Raw genomic sequence first — 15,513 nt, 5'->3', positions numbered from 1 at the left:
AATGATTGTGTCACTTATACCGAGCGATCTACCCATTTCTCGATAACTTTCATTTCCGTTCAAATAACGTAGAACGATTTGTATTTTTTCATCAGCTGTAAATTTAGCCATAGAAAAACTGCACCCCAATTGTTAGACTGTGTCTAACAATTGGGGTGCAGTTCATTTTATGCGCTCTTTTTTTTGCATAAAAATATTTTCTAATTAAATACTACTTAGTATTAAGTTTGTTATTAAGGGGCTGTAAACATGAATATAAAGCAATCGTTCAAACTTTTAGCTATGTTTTTAAGTGTCTTATTTGTATTATTCCCACTTCAAAAAGCATTCGCAGAAGTTATGGATCATACAAAGTATGAAATGAATTGGAGTTATAGTAAGTCAAAGAAGAAACCAATTCGAACAGAACTTATTAAAACGGCAGATGGAAAAATTGCATTTTGCTTAAATGTAGATTTAAAATCTCCGAGCGGTCAAGATTTACCAGAAATGGGGAAAGTGGATATTAATGTGTACCGTGTACTGTTGAATGGATATCCACAAAAGAGCCCACAAGAATTAGGAGTATCTGATTGGAGAGAGGCGCATTACGCAACGCAGCTGGCAGTGTGGAATGCGTTAAAACAAATTGATGTTAATGATTTAGATTTCCGCAATAAAAATGTAGAGAAAGTAACGAAAGACATCGTTGCAAAAGCAAACGCTAGTGAAGAGTTACAAGAAATTACGATGAGTGTAACTCCTACAGAAGAACAAGAAGCAGTATTAAAAAATGATTTCTTTGAAACAGGTTTATATACAGTAGAAACAAATGCAAAAAGCGGAACGTATAAAGTGCAAGCAACAGGTGCACCAGCGGGCGTGAAATTTGCAAATGAAAAAGGCGAAACAAAAACAGAATTTAATGTAGGAGAGAAGTTCCGCATTTTAATTCCGAAACAAACACCAGCTGGTGGATTTAGCTTTAAAGTATCAGGAAATTTAACGAAACTACAAGGAATTGCGCATAAAGGTACACCGACTATTCAAAATGCAGTAGTATTACTTGAGCGTAGTGAAGAAAAAACAAGTCCAGAGTTAGCGGTAAGTTGGAAAAAGGCTGAGGCTCCAAATAAACCAAATAAGCCATATACTCCAAATGAACCGCATAAACCGAATCAAAAGAGATAATGAGAAAGCATTGGCGTATGCCAATGCTTTTTCATATGAATTCTTTAAAAATATATCAAGATAATAATTAATCGAGTGAAACACTATTTTAACGTTTGAAAAAGTATTTAAAAATAATAAAATATAACAAAATCTAAACATTACAATCAACGGATGTTATTCACAAAATTGTAACATTATTCTAATTATGAAGTCTATCAAACGAAGTAGAAAGCGTGTAAAATTCAGTTGGAAAAACTACCTATAGATGGTCATATATGAAGAAAATGTAAGATTCTATTGCTATTTTTATTTTTAGATGTATAGATGACGAGACTGAAATATATCTTTTACTATTTTTCCTTTTATGTAAGAAGAGAACTCATCACAAGTAGAGAGAAGTGAGGAGGGCGTAATACATAAAAAATTTTACAATATAAGAAAGCGAATACATTTAGAGAAATGCGGTAGTAATTGATATAGGTGCGAGAGGTATTAGTCTATTCATTAAATGTTTTTATAAAAATAATAGGATTTCTTATTAAATGAATATATAGGGTGGTTTGTCTAAAAAAAGGACAGGGGACACAGATTATGTCAAAGAAGAAAAAGAGTAGGGTATTAGTAGCTGGTGTTTGTTTAGCTACGTTATTAACGCCATATGGACTTGAATTACCTAAGGTGTATGCAGAGATGACGATTGAAGGTAAGGAGAAACAGCAAGAAGAGCGAGTGTATCAATTACTGCCAAAAGGTGATGTAGAAGGGATGCGTGAGTTGCATCAGCGTCGAATGAGTTTTTCTCCTTATGAGCCAACGGGCATTTATGTAAAGCCAGGTGAAGAAGTAGTTATTCAAGTAGAAGGGACTCAACAGATTAAAGCTTATATTGGTACATATTCTTATGAAAAAGAAGAACCTAAACAATTCAATTTAAATCCTGGTGAGAATAAAATTTTTTCTTCAAATGGGGGGCTATTATATTTTTATAATTATCACAACACAGGAGAAGTAGTCGCTAAAGTGAAAAAAGGCGGTACACCAAATCCTTTATTTATTTTAGGTAAGCATACGACAAAAGATTGGAAGCGTATGTTGGCAGAGAATCCTGATCCATATGCAATAGAAATGAAGGGAGAAAATAGTTTATTAACTATGCATCCTGAAACTGTGGCGGAACATTTGAAGCAAGAAGATCCAGCTGCGTTATTAAAGAAACACGATGAAATAATTAATATAGAACATAAGATATCAGGTTTATCAAAAGATGGTGCTGGTGTTGCGAATCAAGGTAAACATTCCATTCATTTTGTTGAAGACTGGTATACGGATAATTATATGTATGCGACTTATTATCGAACAGCTTATAGTAAAGGGAATTTAGAGTCAGTACTAAATCTAGAAGAGTTAACTAATGATGGATGGGGGCCTTGGCATGAAGTGGGACATCAACATCAACAGGACACTTGGTTATGGGATGGACTTGGAGAAGTAACCGTTAATATTTATTCTTTGGCAGTTCAAACTACATTTGGGTATAAAACAAGGTTAGAGCAAGAGGGGCGCTATGAAGCTGCATTTGCTTATTTAGGTAAACCGGATGCACAAGAGAAGATGGATGTATTTGAGAAATTAGTTATGTTTTGGCAGTTATATTTAGCTTATGGGGATCAATTCTATCCAAATTTACATCAAATGTATCGTTTGTTACATGATACAGAATTGCCTAAATCTGATGAAGAGAAAAAGCAGATGTTTATTTATATGACGTCAAAAGTGGCAGGACAAAATTTAATTCCTTTCTTTGATAAATGGGGATTAATTGCAAATGATGCTACGAGAGAAAAGATTGAAAAATTAAATTTACCAAAATTAGAAAAAGAAATTTGGTTATCTACAGATAGCAATCCAATTCGTGAGAAACAAATTGAGTTATATGAAGTTCCATATGGCGAGCCAAATAATGAAAAAATCCAAAATGTAGTAATCGGTACTACATATAATGAGAAAAAAGCAAAAGAACTTGTACAGAATTTAGGGGAAGGTGTAAAAACAACAGGTGTGATTAAACAAGGCAAGCCTGAAGTTGGAGAAAAAACTGTAAAAGTAGAAATTATAGATGAAAAAGGTAATAAGAATTTAATTCCGGTTGTAGCAAATGTTAGTTATGGTGATAGCTTAGTATTCAAAGGGCTCAATTATGATACTAATATTAAATCAATCGTAACACTGCAACATGATCAGAAAAAGTTTAGTGCGATAGCTGATTCAAATCCAGTGCACTATTATTTTAAAGAAGACACGTATTTTGAATTCTCATTACTAGACCAAAATGGAAATGAGAAAAAGAAAGCAACAGTAAAAGGTGTTGAAAATGCGGAAGAATTCGCGAAATCAATTAATGAGTTAGAGTTCGAGTATGGTGATGTAGTAAAAGTGTATCACGCTGAATCAGATCGCTTTAATTGGTATCAAAATAATGACTTTATCGGACAAGGTAAGGCGAAGGTAGAGAAAGAATTATTATTTAAAGTAACAGAAAAGGGCTTTGAGAGAATGGAAGGGCAACAAGAAGTAACAGCAGTCCCACAAAAAGTAGTAATCGGAACGGACGCTGAAAAATTAGAAGCGAAAAACTTTGTTCAGGTGAAAGATGGAGAAGTACTCGGATTTGTAGAAAAACCGGATACAACAAAAATCGGTGAACAAAAAGTGAAAGTAGAAACGAAAGATCGTTTTGGAAATAAGAAAGTGACGGAAGTGCCATTGGAAGTAATCTATGGCGATAGCTTAGTCTTCCAAGGTGATGGTAATAATACGCGTTCTATCGTAACTGCGGATCATAATACGAAAAAGCTACAGGCAACATTTACGGATGCTAAAGTTCATTATCGTTTTGAGAATGAAAAATATATGGGAATCACGCTATACGATCAAAATGGAAATGAAAAGAAAGTTATTTCGGCAGAGGGGCAAGAGAGTTCGAAAAACTTTGCAGAACAGTTAAATGGTGTAGACTTCGCATATGGTGATGTTATTAAGGTATATCATGCAGAATCAGATCGATTGAAGTGGTATCAAAAAAATGAGTTTGTAAGTAACGGTAAAGGGAAACAAGAGTTGTACTTTAAATTAACGGAAAAAGGTTTCGAGAGAATGGAAGCGCAACAAGAAGTAACAGCAGTCCCACAAAAAGTAGTAATCGGAACGGACGCTGAAAAATTAGATGTGAAAGACTTTGTTCAAGTGAAAAATGGAGAAGTACTCGGATTTGTAGAAAAACCGGATACAACAAAAATGGGTGAACAAAAAGCAAAAGTAGAAACGAAAGATCGCTTTGGAAATAAGGAAGTGACGGAAGTTTCATTAGAAGTAACATATGGAGATAGTATAGTATATCAAGGTGTAGCTAATGTAACACGTTCAATCGTTACGTTAAATCATGAAGAAAAGAAATTACATGCGACATTTACCGATGATGAAATACATTATCGTTTTGTAAATGAACAGTATATAGGACTTACGATTTATGATAAAAATGGAAAAGAGAAGAAGCATGTAACGGCAGAAGGACAAGAGACTTCAAAGAATTTTGCTGGGCAAGTAAATGGAACGGCATTTGAGTATGGAGATGTGCTGAAAGTATACCATGCGGAACCGAGTCGTTTGAATTGGTACAAAAAGAATGAGTTAGGTAAAAAAGAGGATGCGATGAAGGGGCAAGAAATATTCTTTAAGATTACTCAAAATGGATTAGAGCAAGTGCAATAATAAGAAAAAGCTCGTAAAACATAATGTTTTACGAGCTTTTTTATTATTCAGCTTCAGAAACTACTGTGAAGCGTTCGTTTACATGTTTTGGGTTTTCGATTTCATCAAGTGCTGCAACTGCGAAGTCTTCGTAACTTACGTAGCTATCACCTTTTGCGTTCACAAGAAGATTGTCTTTGCCAGCTTTGTAAGAACCAGTACGTTTTCCTAATGCAAATAGTGCAGAAGGGCTGATGAATGTCCAAGTAATATCGTTTGTTTGTTGTAAGATTTCTAAGTTTTTACCTTGGTTTTGAGCTGTTGCAAGGTATTCGCCTGGGAAACCTGGTGTCTCAAATACACGTGTTGTTTTCTCTTCGTCTACAAATAAGCTTCCAGCGCCACCAACTACAAGTAATTTTGTATTAGGTGCACCTTTCATAGCTTCAATTAGTACGTTTCCTGCATCTACGTGAAGGTGTTCTTGTCCTGCTGGAGCGCCAAATGCATTTACAACTACGTCGAATGCTTGTAGGTCGTTAGATGTAAGAGAAAATACATCTTTCTCTAAAACTTTTACGTTTTCTTCTGTAATTTTTGCAGCGTTTCTTACGATTGCAGTTACTTCATGTCCACGATCTAATGCTTCTTTTAAAATACGACTTCCTGCTTTACCAGTTGCTCCGATAATTCCGATTTTCATAATAAATCCCTCCAAAGTGTTTTGTTAAATTGTATATCTGAAAGTGAATGAATGTATTGTAATTAAGTTTGTTACAACCTGTTGTAATCATTATAGTTACATGTTGGTGTTTTTGTCAATGGGGTAGTTTGTAGATTTATTTTTTGTTTTAGTATGCACAGTTAGAGGGAGGAGAGTCATAAAGATATTGTTACTTCGCGCTTGGCTAATATTTGGAAATTGCAAATTGTCGAAAAATGTTGATTTTTGAATGTTTTTTAAATATAATTCGTTTTATGGAGAAAAGGAGGGGTTAATTGTATGAATATTTTAGAGCAATTTATTTCATCAACAAATACAATTCTTTGGTCATATATTCTTATTGCGATGTTAATTGGTTTAGGTCTTTATTTTTCTATTAAATTGAAATTCGTACAACTTACTCATTTAGGGGAAATGATTCGTTTAATGAGTGATGGACTAACTGGCAAGACACGTAAAAAGGGCAGCGTATCATCGTTCCAAGCATTTTGTATGAGTTCAGCAGCTCGTATTGGTATCGGGAACTTAGCTGGTGTAGCGTTAGCTATTTCTATGGGAGGACCTGGAGCTGTATTTTGGATGTGGGTTATTGCGATTATCGGTGCGTCTTCAAGTTTCGTAGAAAGTACGCTTGCGCAAATTTATAAAATAAAAGATGGCAGTGGCTTCCGCGGTGGTCCTGCTTATTATATGGAAAAAGGTTTAAATAAACGTTGGATGGGGATTTGGTTCTCTATTCTGATTACAATTAGTTACGGTTTAATTTTCAACTCAGTACAAGCAAATACAGTAACATTAGCGTTTGAAAATGCATTTGGCTTAGAGCGTTATATTGTTGGTATTGTATTAGCTGCATTAGTTGGGGTTATTATTTTTGGTGGTGTAAAAAGTATTGCACGTATGTCGGAAATGATTGTTCCGCCAATGGCACTTATTTATATTGCAGTAGCTATTTTTGTTGTCATTAAAAACTTCTATTTAATACCAGATGTGTTTACGGAAATCTTTAAAGGTGCATTCGGTTTAGATTCAGCTGTAGGTGGCGGTATCGGTGCTGCGATGAAATATGGTATTCAGCGCGGATTATTTGCGAACGAAGCAGGTATGGGTAGTGCGCCGAACGCGGCAGCAACAGCTGATGTAACGCATCCAGCGAAACAAGGTTTTATTCAAACAATTGGAGTATTAGTAGATACATTCTTAGTATGTACATCAACAGCGTTTATCGTACTATGTTCTGGTGCATATAAAGCAACGAATTTAGAAGGTATTGAATTAACACAAAATGCATTAAGTTCACAAATTGGCCCATGGGCGAGCAGTTTCTTAGCGATTATTATTTTCTTATTTGCATTTAGTTCACTTCTAGGAAACTACTATTATGGTGAAACAAATATTGAATTCATTAAGCAAAGCAAAACGTGGTTAACAATTTACCGTATTGCGGTAGTTGGAATGGTATTATTCGGTTCTGTTGCGACGCTTCAAGTTGTATGGAATATGGCAGACTTATTTATGGGTCTAATGGTAATCACGAACTTAATTGCAATTACACTTCTTGGCCGATTTGCGTATGCAGCATTAGCAGACTATGTAAGGCAAAAGAAACAAGGAAAAGATCCAGTCTTCAGTGCAGATTCTATTCCTGGTTTAACGAATACAGAGTGTTGGGATAAGTCAGCGGTAACAGATAAAGAAAAAGCAGTGTAATTGAAAAGGTGAGCATCGAGGCAAATTCGATGCTCGCCTTTTTTATTGTAGTAAATGATGAAAAGGGTGAGGGGTAATTATTAATATAACTTTTTTTGTTTGTTTCTCTCGTTATTATGGGGAACGTACGGCTTTAAAAGTATGACTGGTCGAAGAGGATAAGTGATTGAGTATTGGATAAATGTATGTAATAGCTATATTTTTATGAAAAAAAACACGTATGTTAAGATAATTAACATACTCATGTCATAAAACCTTACATAAAGTTCTTGATTACTTAAAGTTTTTAGAATATAATTTTCTTATTGTTAGGAAGAGGGGGCGATACAAATATGGATTTTTTAGCTAGGGTAATTGGGGATGTAAATAATATCCTTTGGTCATATATCATTATTGCGATGTTAATTGGGTTAGGGCTCTATTTTTCATTTCGTTTGAAATTTGTCCAAGTTCGTTACTTCGGTGAAATGATTCGTTTGCTTGGGGATGGAGCAAGCTCGAAAACGAGGAAAGCGCAAAAAGAGAAGAGCGGCGTATCATCATTCCAAGCGTTTTGTATGAGTACAGCTTCTCGTGTAGGTACTGGTAACTTAGCTGGTGTAGCTATTGCGATCTCAGCAGGTGGTCCAGGAGCAGTATTTTGGATGTGGTTAATTGCGGTAATTGGGGGTGCTTCTGCATTTGTAGAGAGCACATTAGCGCAAATTTATAAAGTAAAAGATGGGAATGCATTCCGTGGGGGCCCAGCGTATTATATGGAAAAGGGTTTAAATAAACGCTGGTTAGGTGTTGTGTTCTCTGTTCTAATAACAGTAAGTTTCGGATTGATTTTTAACGCTGTACAGTCTAATACTGTAGCAGCTGCCTTTGATGGTGCATTTAAAACAGATAGCAGATTAGTAGGTCTTGTTATGGCTGGTTTACTTGCAGTTATTATTTTCGGCGGAGTAAAACGAATTGCTCGCGCGGTTGAAATGATAGTTCCAGTAATGGCAATTATTTATGTAGCAGTGGCATTATTCGTTGTTGTAACAAACATTACGGCAATTCCATATGTATTTAAAGAAATTTTCTTACATGCTTTCGGAATTAAAGAAGTAGTAGGCGGAGGATTAGGAGCTGCGATTTTATTAGGGGTAAAACGTGGATTATTCTCAAATGAAGCAGGTATGGGTAGTGCGCCAAACGCAGCAGCGACTGCAAACGTAACGCACCCAGTTAAACAAGGTTTCATTCAAACTTTAGGGGTATTTACAGATACATTATTAATTTGTAGTTGTACAGCATTTATCATTCTTTTATCAGACGTGCATAATGCAGCTGATTTAAATGGAATTCAATTAACGCAGCAGGCGTTAAGTCAACATATCGGTCCATGGGCTTCTATATTTGTAGCAGTTGCGATCTTCTTGTTTGCATTTAGTTCATTAGTAGGTAACTACTACTATGGTGAAACAAATATTGAGTTCTTAAATGGAAGTAAAGTGTTATTAAATGCATACCGCATTGCTGTACTTGGTATGGTTATGCTAGGATCTGTAGCGACAATTCAAATCGTTTGGGATTTAGCAGATTTATTTATGGGAATTATGGCTGTTATTAACTTAGTAGCAATTGTATTCCTTTCTAAGTATGCTTTCGCAGCGTTATCAGATTATATTAAGCAAAAGAAACAAGGGAAAGATCCAGTCTTTTATGCGGAGTCTATTCCAGGTTTGAACAATACAGAGTGTTGGGATGAGCCAGTAGTAGCTGATAAAGAAAAAGCAGTATAATGAGGTGAGCATCAAGTGAAACTTGATGCTCATTTTTATTGGTTCAGCTATTTGTGTGAAGTGAAACTCCTGCTCATTAAAGTTTCGCTTTATAATGAAAAAGACGAACATTCATGAATGTTTCGTAATAAAATGTATTTTTTTAAGAAAAGTGCGGATATGAGTTGTGATTTATGTTAGAATGGAAAATGCCTTTGAAATAAGAGGTTTTATGATCTTTCCTATCCGATTGAAGATTTTGGAAGGGAAATGGAAAGTTCGGATTATTTCTTGTTTTGAATGGTCAGACGTTCAACGTTAATGAAGAGTTAAATGGAGGATTTTATTAATGAAGTTTGTTATGTTCCTTGTAGGATTACTCGTTGTATTTGTACTCGGTTTTCTTATAAGTGCCGATCGAAAGAAGATTAAGTATAAACCAATCGCAATTATGCTTATTATTCAGCTAGCATTATCTTATTTCTTATTAAATACGCAAGTTGGTTATATTTTAGTAAAAGGAATTTCAGATGGATTTGGCGCACTTCTTGGATATGCGGAAGCTGGAATCGTTTTCGTATTTGGTGGTCTTGTTAATAAAGGAGAGGTTTCATTCTTCTTAACAGCGTTATTACCAATCGTATTCTTTGCGGTTTTAATCGGAATTCTGCAACACTTTAAAATTTTACCGATATTTATTCGTGCTATTGGTACGTTGTTAAGTAAAGTAAATGGTCTAGGAAAACTAGAATCATATAACGCAGTAGCAGCTGCCATTGTTGGACAAGCAGAAGTATTTATTACAGTAAAAGATCAATTAAGTAAAATCCCAAAACATCGTTTATATACATTATGTGCATCTTCTATGTCGACAGTGTCGATGTCAATCGTTGGTTCTTATATGAAAATGATCGAACCGAAATATGTAGTAACAGCACTTGTATTAAATTTATTTAGTGGTTTCATTATCATTCATATTATTAACCCGTACGATATTACAGAAGAAGAAGATACACTGAAATTAGAAAATAAGAAAAAACAATCATTCTTTGAAATGCTGAGCGAGTACATTATGCTTGGTTTCACGATTGCGATTACAGTAGCAGCTATGTTACTCGGTTTCGTAGCATTAATTACAGCAATCAATAGCTTGTTTGATACAATGTTCGGTATTACATTCCAAGCTATTTTAGGATATATTTTCTCACCATTAGCATTCGTAATGGGCATCCCGCAAGCAGAAATGGTAACAGCGGGACAAATTATGGCAACAAAATTAGTATCAAACGAGTTTGTTGCGATGCTTGACCTTGGAAAAGTAGCTGGTGATTTATCGGCTCGTACAGTTGGTATTCTTTCTGTATTCCTTGTATCATTTGCGAACTTCTCATCTATCGGAATTATTGCAGGTGCAACGAAAGGTATCGATGAAAATCAATCAAATGTTGTATCATCATTCGGTCTACGCCTTGTGTACGGTGCGACATTAGTAAGTATTCTATCAGCGATTATCGTTGGTGTTATGTTATAAAAAAAGGATGGCTCTAGCTCATAGCTAGGGCCATCCTTTTTTTATGGTAAATTTGCATGAAAAAACCAATTAATTAGGAATATATTAACATATAAAAATCTTTTAAAATTTATATTGCATTTCACCTAGATAACGCTTACAATTTGATTTGTAGGTGGTATCAATTTCAGACTTTCAAGTATGGTAGGAGAGAAGAAGCTACCTTTTATAAATTGCAATTTATGTAAACGCTTACTGATTTTAGATGACAGTTGAATAGTTTTAGGGGTTTTAAATTTTTTTAACAACAATGGTCAGACGTCATTCGTTATACGTTATACGACCAATAATTCGTGGGAGAAGTGGGGGATTCACATATGAAAATAGTAATGTTTCTAGTCGGTTTACTTGTAGTGTTTGTACTAGGTTTCCTTATCAGTTCAGATCGTAAGAAGATTAAATATAAACCAATTGCACTTATGCTTGTTATTCAATTGGTACTTGCGTATTTCTTACTAAATACAAAGGTCGGATTTGTATTAGTAAAAGGGATCGCAGATGGATTTGGTTCTATTTTAAAATTTGCGGAAGCTGGGGTTAATTTCGTATTTGGTGGTCTAGCAAACGATGGACAAGCACCATTCTTCTTAACAGTATTATTACCGATTATTTTCTTAGCAGTATTAATCGGGATCCTGCAACATATTAAAGTTTTACCGATTATCATTCGTGCAGTCGGTTTCCTATTAAGTAAAGTTAACGGTTTAGGAAAACTAGAATCATATAATGCGGTAGCAGCTGCAATCGTTGGTCAAGGGGAAGTATTCATTACAGTAAAAGATCAACTAAGCAAATTACCGAAAAATCGTTTATACACACTTTGTGCATCTTCAATGTCTACAGTATCGATGTCAATTGTCGGTTCTTATATGAAAATGATTGATCCAAAATATGTAGTAACAGCACTTGTATTAAACTTATTCAGTGGATTCATTATCGTTCATATCATTAATCCATATGAAGTAAAAGAAGAAGACGATATTTTAGAATTACAAGAAGACAAGAAACAAACATTCTTTGAAATGTTAGGCGAATATATTATGCTTGGTTTCTCAATCGCTGTAACAGTAGCGGCGATGTTAATCGGTTTCGTGGCATTAATTACAGCAATTAATGGTGTATTCGATTCAATTTTCGGAATCACATTCCAAAGCATTTTAGGATATATCTTCTCACCATTAGCATTCGTAATGGGTATTCCAACATCAGAGATGTTACAAGCAGGACAAATTATGGCAACAAAATTAGTAACGAACGAATTCGTTGCAATGCTTGACCTTGGAAAAGTAGCTGGCGATTTATCAGCTCGTACAGTAGGTATTTTATCTATCTTCCTTGTATCATTTGCGAACTTCTCATCTATTGGAATTATCGCAGGTGCAACGAAGAGTATCGATGGCAAACAAGCAAACGTTGTATCATCATTCGGTTTAAAACTTGTATACGGTGCAACGTTAGTAAGTATATTATCAGCGATTATCGTTGGGGTTATGCTTTAATAAATTAAGAAAAGCAATGAGCGTAGGCTCATTGCTTTTTTGTTTAACTTGCTTTATCCAAGTCTCTTTTAAAACGTGGTTTCTCTAAATAAGTTCCCAGTCTCCAGACATATTCCACTGGCCCCATTCGATATTTCTGGAGCCAATAGGTGCTAACGAATAATTGAATCGTATAAATTCCGATGGTTAAAAGAATACCGAAGAAATAGCCGATTTTTCCGTATAAGCCAAATCCATATGCGTAAAAAATGGTTGTTGCGATAATAGATTGCGCTAAGTAATTACTAACGGACATTTTCCCCATGTTCGCCATGTATGTTAGTAGACGGGTTGCTTTTTTGTAATGGAATAATAAAATGATTGTGCTTCCGTAAAAGAAGGTCATAGTTACTGGTGTAAGGCCATCTTGTAACATAATTAAAACCGGGTGTTTTATGAACATAGCTAAGATTTTAATTGTAAAAGAGAAGAGACCGGTGGCAAACCATATTTTTTTGACAGCAGGTATATGTTTACTGACCTCAAATAGCCAGCCTTTTTTCCCTACATACATTCCGAGTAGGAACAGTGGAGACATAAAAATTATTGCGAAAACTGATATGAAAAATAATCCGAATGCACCGTCAATTCCCATGTAATCAAAAGGATTTTCAGTCAATCTAAAGTTGACGTGATCCATATAGCTTCCAGTTTGATGGACTTTATGTTCTTTTTCAGTATAAGGTGCGAAATCATTTATATTTGTAGATGGATCAGTTTGATAAGACATAAGTGTAGTAAGTGCGAGTAGAATAATCGCCCAAATAAGCAAAGTTTTCGGTTTTCGATTGATGAATATCATTAAAAAAATCCCGATTATTCCGTATGCAAATAAAATATCTCCCTCCCAAACAAAAGTGCCATGAATGTAGCCGAGTAGTAAAAGAATGATAATACGTCTTATGTATGTGGGGAAGAATTTTTTTCCTTTTGCGATAATACTTTTTTGTAACAAAATAATGCTAAGCCCAAATAGAAAAGAAAATAGGGATATAAAGTTATGTGTGCCGAAAAATTGAATAAACCAATTAGCACCTTTATCAAGATCGCCAAATAGATAAGTTGGTTTTTCACTGGTGAAGAACCCAAATTGAATTAATGTCATATTGACTAGTAAAATGCCAAACAAAGCGAAACCACGAATTGCATCAACAGCTTCTACACGTTGATTCATTTTTCCTCTCCTCGTATATTCGTTTTTATATTGAAAATAATACCATTTTATATCTGGCACTATGTCAAATATGAGGAAATTTAAGGTGATTTTAAGATAGAGAGCAAACAAAAAATCACCTTAATACATGTATTAAGGTGATTGAAATATTACTCAGCTGGAGGCGTAAATGTACGTTTCTCTAATTCAGCATCTAGCATAAACAGTGCGTTTGAATCGCTTGTAATACGTTTTAGTTTTTGGATGATGCTATCGAATGAAGCTTCTTCTTCAACTTGTTCGTCAACGAACCATTTTAAGAATGTAATTGTTGCATGTTCACGCTCATCCCAAGCGATATCAGATAAGTTGTAAATACGTTTCGTTACTTCACGCTCGTGCTCAAGTGCGACTTCAAAAGCGTTTAATACAGATTCGTATTCGTTATTCGGATTATCAAATCCAGTAATAATAGCGCGCTCTCCGCGGTCATTAATATAGTTGTAAAGCTTCATTGCGTGGAAACGTTCTTCTTCAGCTTGTACAAGGAAAAAGTTAGCGAATCCATCATAGCTCTCAGCTGTACAGTAAGCAGCCATTGCCATATAAGCATGGGCAGAGTAAAATTCAAAGTTCATTTGTTCATTTAATGCGTCGTGCAATTTTTTTGATAACATAAAATCCCCCTTAGTATTGTGACAAGAATATTATACCATAATTGATAATATTCTCATTTAGATACTTCGAACCTTTTCGAAAGCTTTGTGACGTGTGCGTCCATAATGTCTTGTAAGTCTAAATCATATTTTTGCGAAAGAATAATAAGGTTAGATAGTACATCGCCAAGTTCTTCTTTTAGTTCTTGTTTTAGCTCTTCTTCTGTTTTCGCATCTTCATCAGGGCGATCGCGGCCGATTTCAATAGCACGAACGACTCGTGAAACTTCCCCAACTTCCTCGGTTAAGAAATTTAAGCGAATAAAGGCATTATACTGTGACCAGCTTCGTTTTTCGTAAAATTCCTCAACCCATCTTTGAAATGCAACGATATCCATTTCTTCCTCATCTCCTCAATATGTTGTACAATGTCAATTGTATCATAACAATATATAGTTTCGGGGTGTAGGAATGAGAAAGATTTGTGTGTTTGCAGGTTCTAATTTAGGGGAGAGACCAGAATTCAAAGAGCAGGCAATTCAGTTAGGTAAAATGTTTGTTGAGAACGAGTATGAGCTCGTATACGGTGGTTCATGCGTTGGATTAATGGGAGAAGTAGCAAACGAAGTTCTTCGTTTAGGTGGACGTGTAACAGGTGTTATGCCACGCGGTCTATTCCGAGGAGAAATTGTGCATACAGGATTAACAGAATTAATTGAAGTAGAGACGATGCATGAACGTAAAGCGAAAATGGCAGAGCTTGCAGATGCTTTTATTGCGCTTCCAGGCGGATACGGAACGTTTGAAGAACTATTTGAAGTTGTATGTTGGTCACAAATTGGTATACATAATAAGCCGGTTGGTTTATTAAACATAAAAGGTTTTTACGGGCCAATTCTGCAAATGGTTGAACGTGCAGCAGAAGAAGGATTTATGAATCCATCAAATAAAGAATTGATCGTTTCAGCTGAGACGGCAGATAAACTAATTCATGCAATCCAAAATTATGAGCGTCCTGTTTTGGGAACGAAGTGGAAGCAACTATCATAGCAAATACGGAAACACATGTCGTTTTAATTTAAGATGGCATGTGTTTTTAATTTGGTTAAATATGTTAATATTAATATATAACGTTTTTTGTAAAAGGAGAAATTGATGGAGGAGTTCGTATATTTACGTCCGGTTTTTAAAAGTATTTTAGCAGCGTCTATTCTTGTTATGCTAATCGTTTCAACACAGAAGAAAGAGCTAATTAATGAATTTTCGCTTTGGTTTATTTCGATATTGTGTATCGGTGTTTCGGCGATAACACTCTTTATGATTGGCTTTATTGTTGATGAGTATAATTTGGCTGGAGATCCACAATCATTTTGTATGTTTATTGCGATTGGTTGTATTAGTGGCCTGAATTTCATTATTTATTACAGAAGGCAATAAAAGAGGCATTCCATATTACTTTGGAATGCCTTTATCATTTTGATTGCTTTGTTTTTTATAGATGTCTTTGGA

General features: G+C 35.0%; 13 protein-coding genes. 8 read left to right on the top strand and 5 right to left on the bottom strand.

Annotated elements, in window-relative coordinates; genetic code table 11:
* On the bottom strand, positions 1-111 hold a 111-nt coding region (locus tag H6481_RS14135), incomplete at its 3' end, for a transposase (RefSeq protein ID WP_164514043.1).
* A gap of 138 nt (positions 112-249) precedes the next feature.
* Between H6481_RS14135 and H6481_RS14130 the strand changes: the two genes are divergently transcribed.
* Positions 250-1,170, top strand: a complete 921-nt coding sequence (locus H6481_RS14130) for a thioester domain-containing protein (protein WP_001022532.1) — start codon at positions 250-252, stop codon at positions 1,168-1,170.
* A gap of 573 nt (positions 1,171-1,743) precedes the next feature.
* Positions 1,744-4,920: a putative mucin/carbohydrate-binding domain-containing protein gene (locus H6481_RS14125; protein ID WP_182812062.1), complete on the top strand. Its 3,177-nt coding sequence runs from the start codon at positions 1,744-1,746 to the stop codon at positions 4,918-4,920.
* A 43-nt stretch (positions 4,921-4,963) separates the two neighbouring features.
* Here H6481_RS14125 and H6481_RS14120 read toward each other — a convergent pair whose 3' ends face one another.
* Positions 4,964-5,602, bottom strand: coding sequence for an NAD(P)-dependent oxidoreductase (locus H6481_RS14120; protein ID WP_000689904.1), 639 nt, complete (start codon positions 5,600-5,602; stop codon positions 4,964-4,966).
* 300 nt (positions 5,603-5,902) lie between these two features.
* Here H6481_RS14120 and H6481_RS14115 point away from each other — a divergent pair, with 300 nt between their 5' ends.
* From H6481_RS14115 to H6481_RS14100, 4 genes are all read left to right on the top strand, one after another.
* Positions 5,903-7,333 carry an alanine/glycine:cation symporter family protein gene (locus H6481_RS14115; RefSeq protein WP_016123726.1) on the top strand — a complete coding sequence of 477 codons (1,431 nt, stop codon included), beginning with the start codon at positions 5,903-5,905 and terminating at the stop codon, positions 7,331-7,333.
* A gap of 332 nt (positions 7,334-7,665) precedes the next feature.
* Positions 7,666-9,108 (top strand): alanine/glycine:cation symporter family protein, encoded by a 1,443-nt coding sequence (locus H6481_RS14110; RefSeq protein WP_071731071.1) that lies wholly within the window; start codon positions 7,666-7,668, stop codon positions 9,106-9,108.
* 328 nt (positions 9,109-9,436) lie between these two features.
* On the top strand, positions 9,437-10,618 hold the full coding sequence (locus tag H6481_RS14105; protein WP_000673841.1) for a nucleoside transporter C-terminal domain-containing protein: 1,182 nt from the start codon (positions 9,437-9,439) through the stop codon (positions 10,616-10,618).
* Positions 10,619-10,974: 356 nt separating this feature from the next.
* Positions 10,975-12,156: a nucleoside transporter C-terminal domain-containing protein gene (locus H6481_RS14100; protein WP_000706853.1), complete on the top strand. Its 1,182-nt coding sequence runs from the start codon at positions 10,975-10,977 to the stop codon at positions 12,154-12,156.
* A 43-nt stretch (positions 12,157-12,199) separates the two neighbouring features.
* Here the strand turns inward: H6481_RS14100 and H6481_RS14095 are convergent, their stop codons facing one another.
* The 3 genes from H6481_RS14095 to H6481_RS14085 all read right to left on the bottom strand — a co-directional run bounded on the left by H6481_RS14095 (position 12,200) and on the right by H6481_RS14085 (position 14,402).
* The gene (locus tag H6481_RS14095) at positions 12,200-13,369 is read right to left on the bottom strand and encodes a DUF418 domain-containing protein (protein WP_071731072.1); all 1,170 of its coding nucleotides are present in this window, start codon (positions 13,367-13,369) and stop codon (positions 12,200-12,202) included.
* Positions 13,370-13,518: 149 nt separating this feature from the next.
* Positions 13,519-14,025, bottom strand: coding sequence for a ferritin (locus tag H6481_RS14090; RefSeq protein ID WP_000949403.1), 507 nt, complete (start codon positions 14,023-14,025; stop codon positions 13,519-13,521).
* A gap of 53 nt (positions 14,026-14,078) precedes the next feature.
* A complete protein-coding gene (locus H6481_RS14085; RefSeq protein ID WP_000355749.1) occupies positions 14,079-14,402 on the bottom strand; it encodes a MazG-like family protein in 324 nt (107 codons plus the stop codon).
* Between the two features lie 88 nt (positions 14,403-14,490).
* Between H6481_RS14085 and H6481_RS14080 the strand changes: the two genes are divergently transcribed.
* Positions 14,491-15,054 carry a TIGR00730 family Rossman fold protein gene (locus H6481_RS14080; protein ID WP_002094193.1) on the top strand — a complete coding sequence of 188 codons (564 nt, stop codon included), beginning with the start codon at positions 14,491-14,493 and terminating at the stop codon, positions 15,052-15,054.
* Between the two features lie 105 nt (positions 15,055-15,159).
* On the top strand, positions 15,160-15,441 hold the full coding sequence (locus H6481_RS14075) for a hypothetical protein (protein ID WP_000390916.1): 282 nt from the start codon (positions 15,160-15,162) through the stop codon (positions 15,439-15,441).
* Positions 15,442-15,513 lie beyond the last annotated feature (72 nt).

The sequence above is a fragment of the Bacillus sp. ME78 genome, assembly GCF_903970865.1.
Lineage (GTDB): Bacteria > Bacillota > Bacilli > Bacillales > Bacillaceae_G > Bacillus_A > Bacillus_A cereus.
Note: the sequence above shows the minus strand (reverse complement) of the source record. Positions and strands in the feature narration are given on the sequence as shown.

What these genes read in the sequence shown, in the direction of transcription:
- H6481_RS14085 (WP_000355749.1), bottom strand. Translation starts at nt 14,402, where the DNA reads ATGGATATCGTTGCATTTCAAAGATGGGTTGAGGAATTTTACGAAAAA.
- H6481_RS14105 (WP_000673841.1), top strand. Translation starts at nt 9,437, where the DNA reads ATGAAGTTTGTTATGTTCCTTGTAGGATTACTCGTTGTATTTGTACTC.
- H6481_RS14075 (WP_000390916.1), top strand. Translation starts at nt 15,160, where the DNA reads ATGGAGGAGTTCGTATATTTACGTCCGGTTTTTAAAAGTATTTTAGCA.
- H6481_RS14130 (WP_001022532.1), top strand. Translation starts at nt 250, where the DNA reads ATGAATATAAAGCAATCGTTCAAACTTTTAGCTATGTTTTTAAGTGTC.
- H6481_RS14090 (WP_000949403.1), bottom strand. Translation starts at nt 14,025, where the DNA reads ATGTTATCAAAAAAATTGCACGACGCATTAAATGAACAAATGAACTTT.
- H6481_RS14100 (WP_000706853.1), top strand. Translation starts at nt 10,975, where the DNA reads ATGAAAATAGTAATGTTTCTAGTCGGTTTACTTGTAGTGTTTGTACTA.
- H6481_RS14115 (WP_016123726.1), top strand. Translation starts at nt 5,903, where the DNA reads ATGAATATTTTAGAGCAATTTATTTCATCAACAAATACAATTCTTTGG.
- H6481_RS14095 (WP_071731072.1), bottom strand. Translation starts at nt 13,369, where the DNA reads ATGAATCAACGTGTAGAAGCTGTTGATGCAATTCGTGGTTTCGCTTTG.
- H6481_RS14110 (WP_071731071.1), top strand. Translation starts at nt 7,666, where the DNA reads ATGGATTTTTTAGCTAGGGTAATTGGGGATGTAAATAATATCCTTTGG.
- H6481_RS14125 (WP_182812062.1), top strand. Translation starts at nt 1,744, where the DNA reads ATGTCAAAGAAGAAAAAGAGTAGGGTATTAGTAGCTGGTGTTTGTTTA.
- H6481_RS14120 (WP_000689904.1), bottom strand. Translation starts at nt 5,602, where the DNA reads ATGAAAATCGGAATTATCGGAGCAACTGGTAAAGCAGGAAGTCGTATT.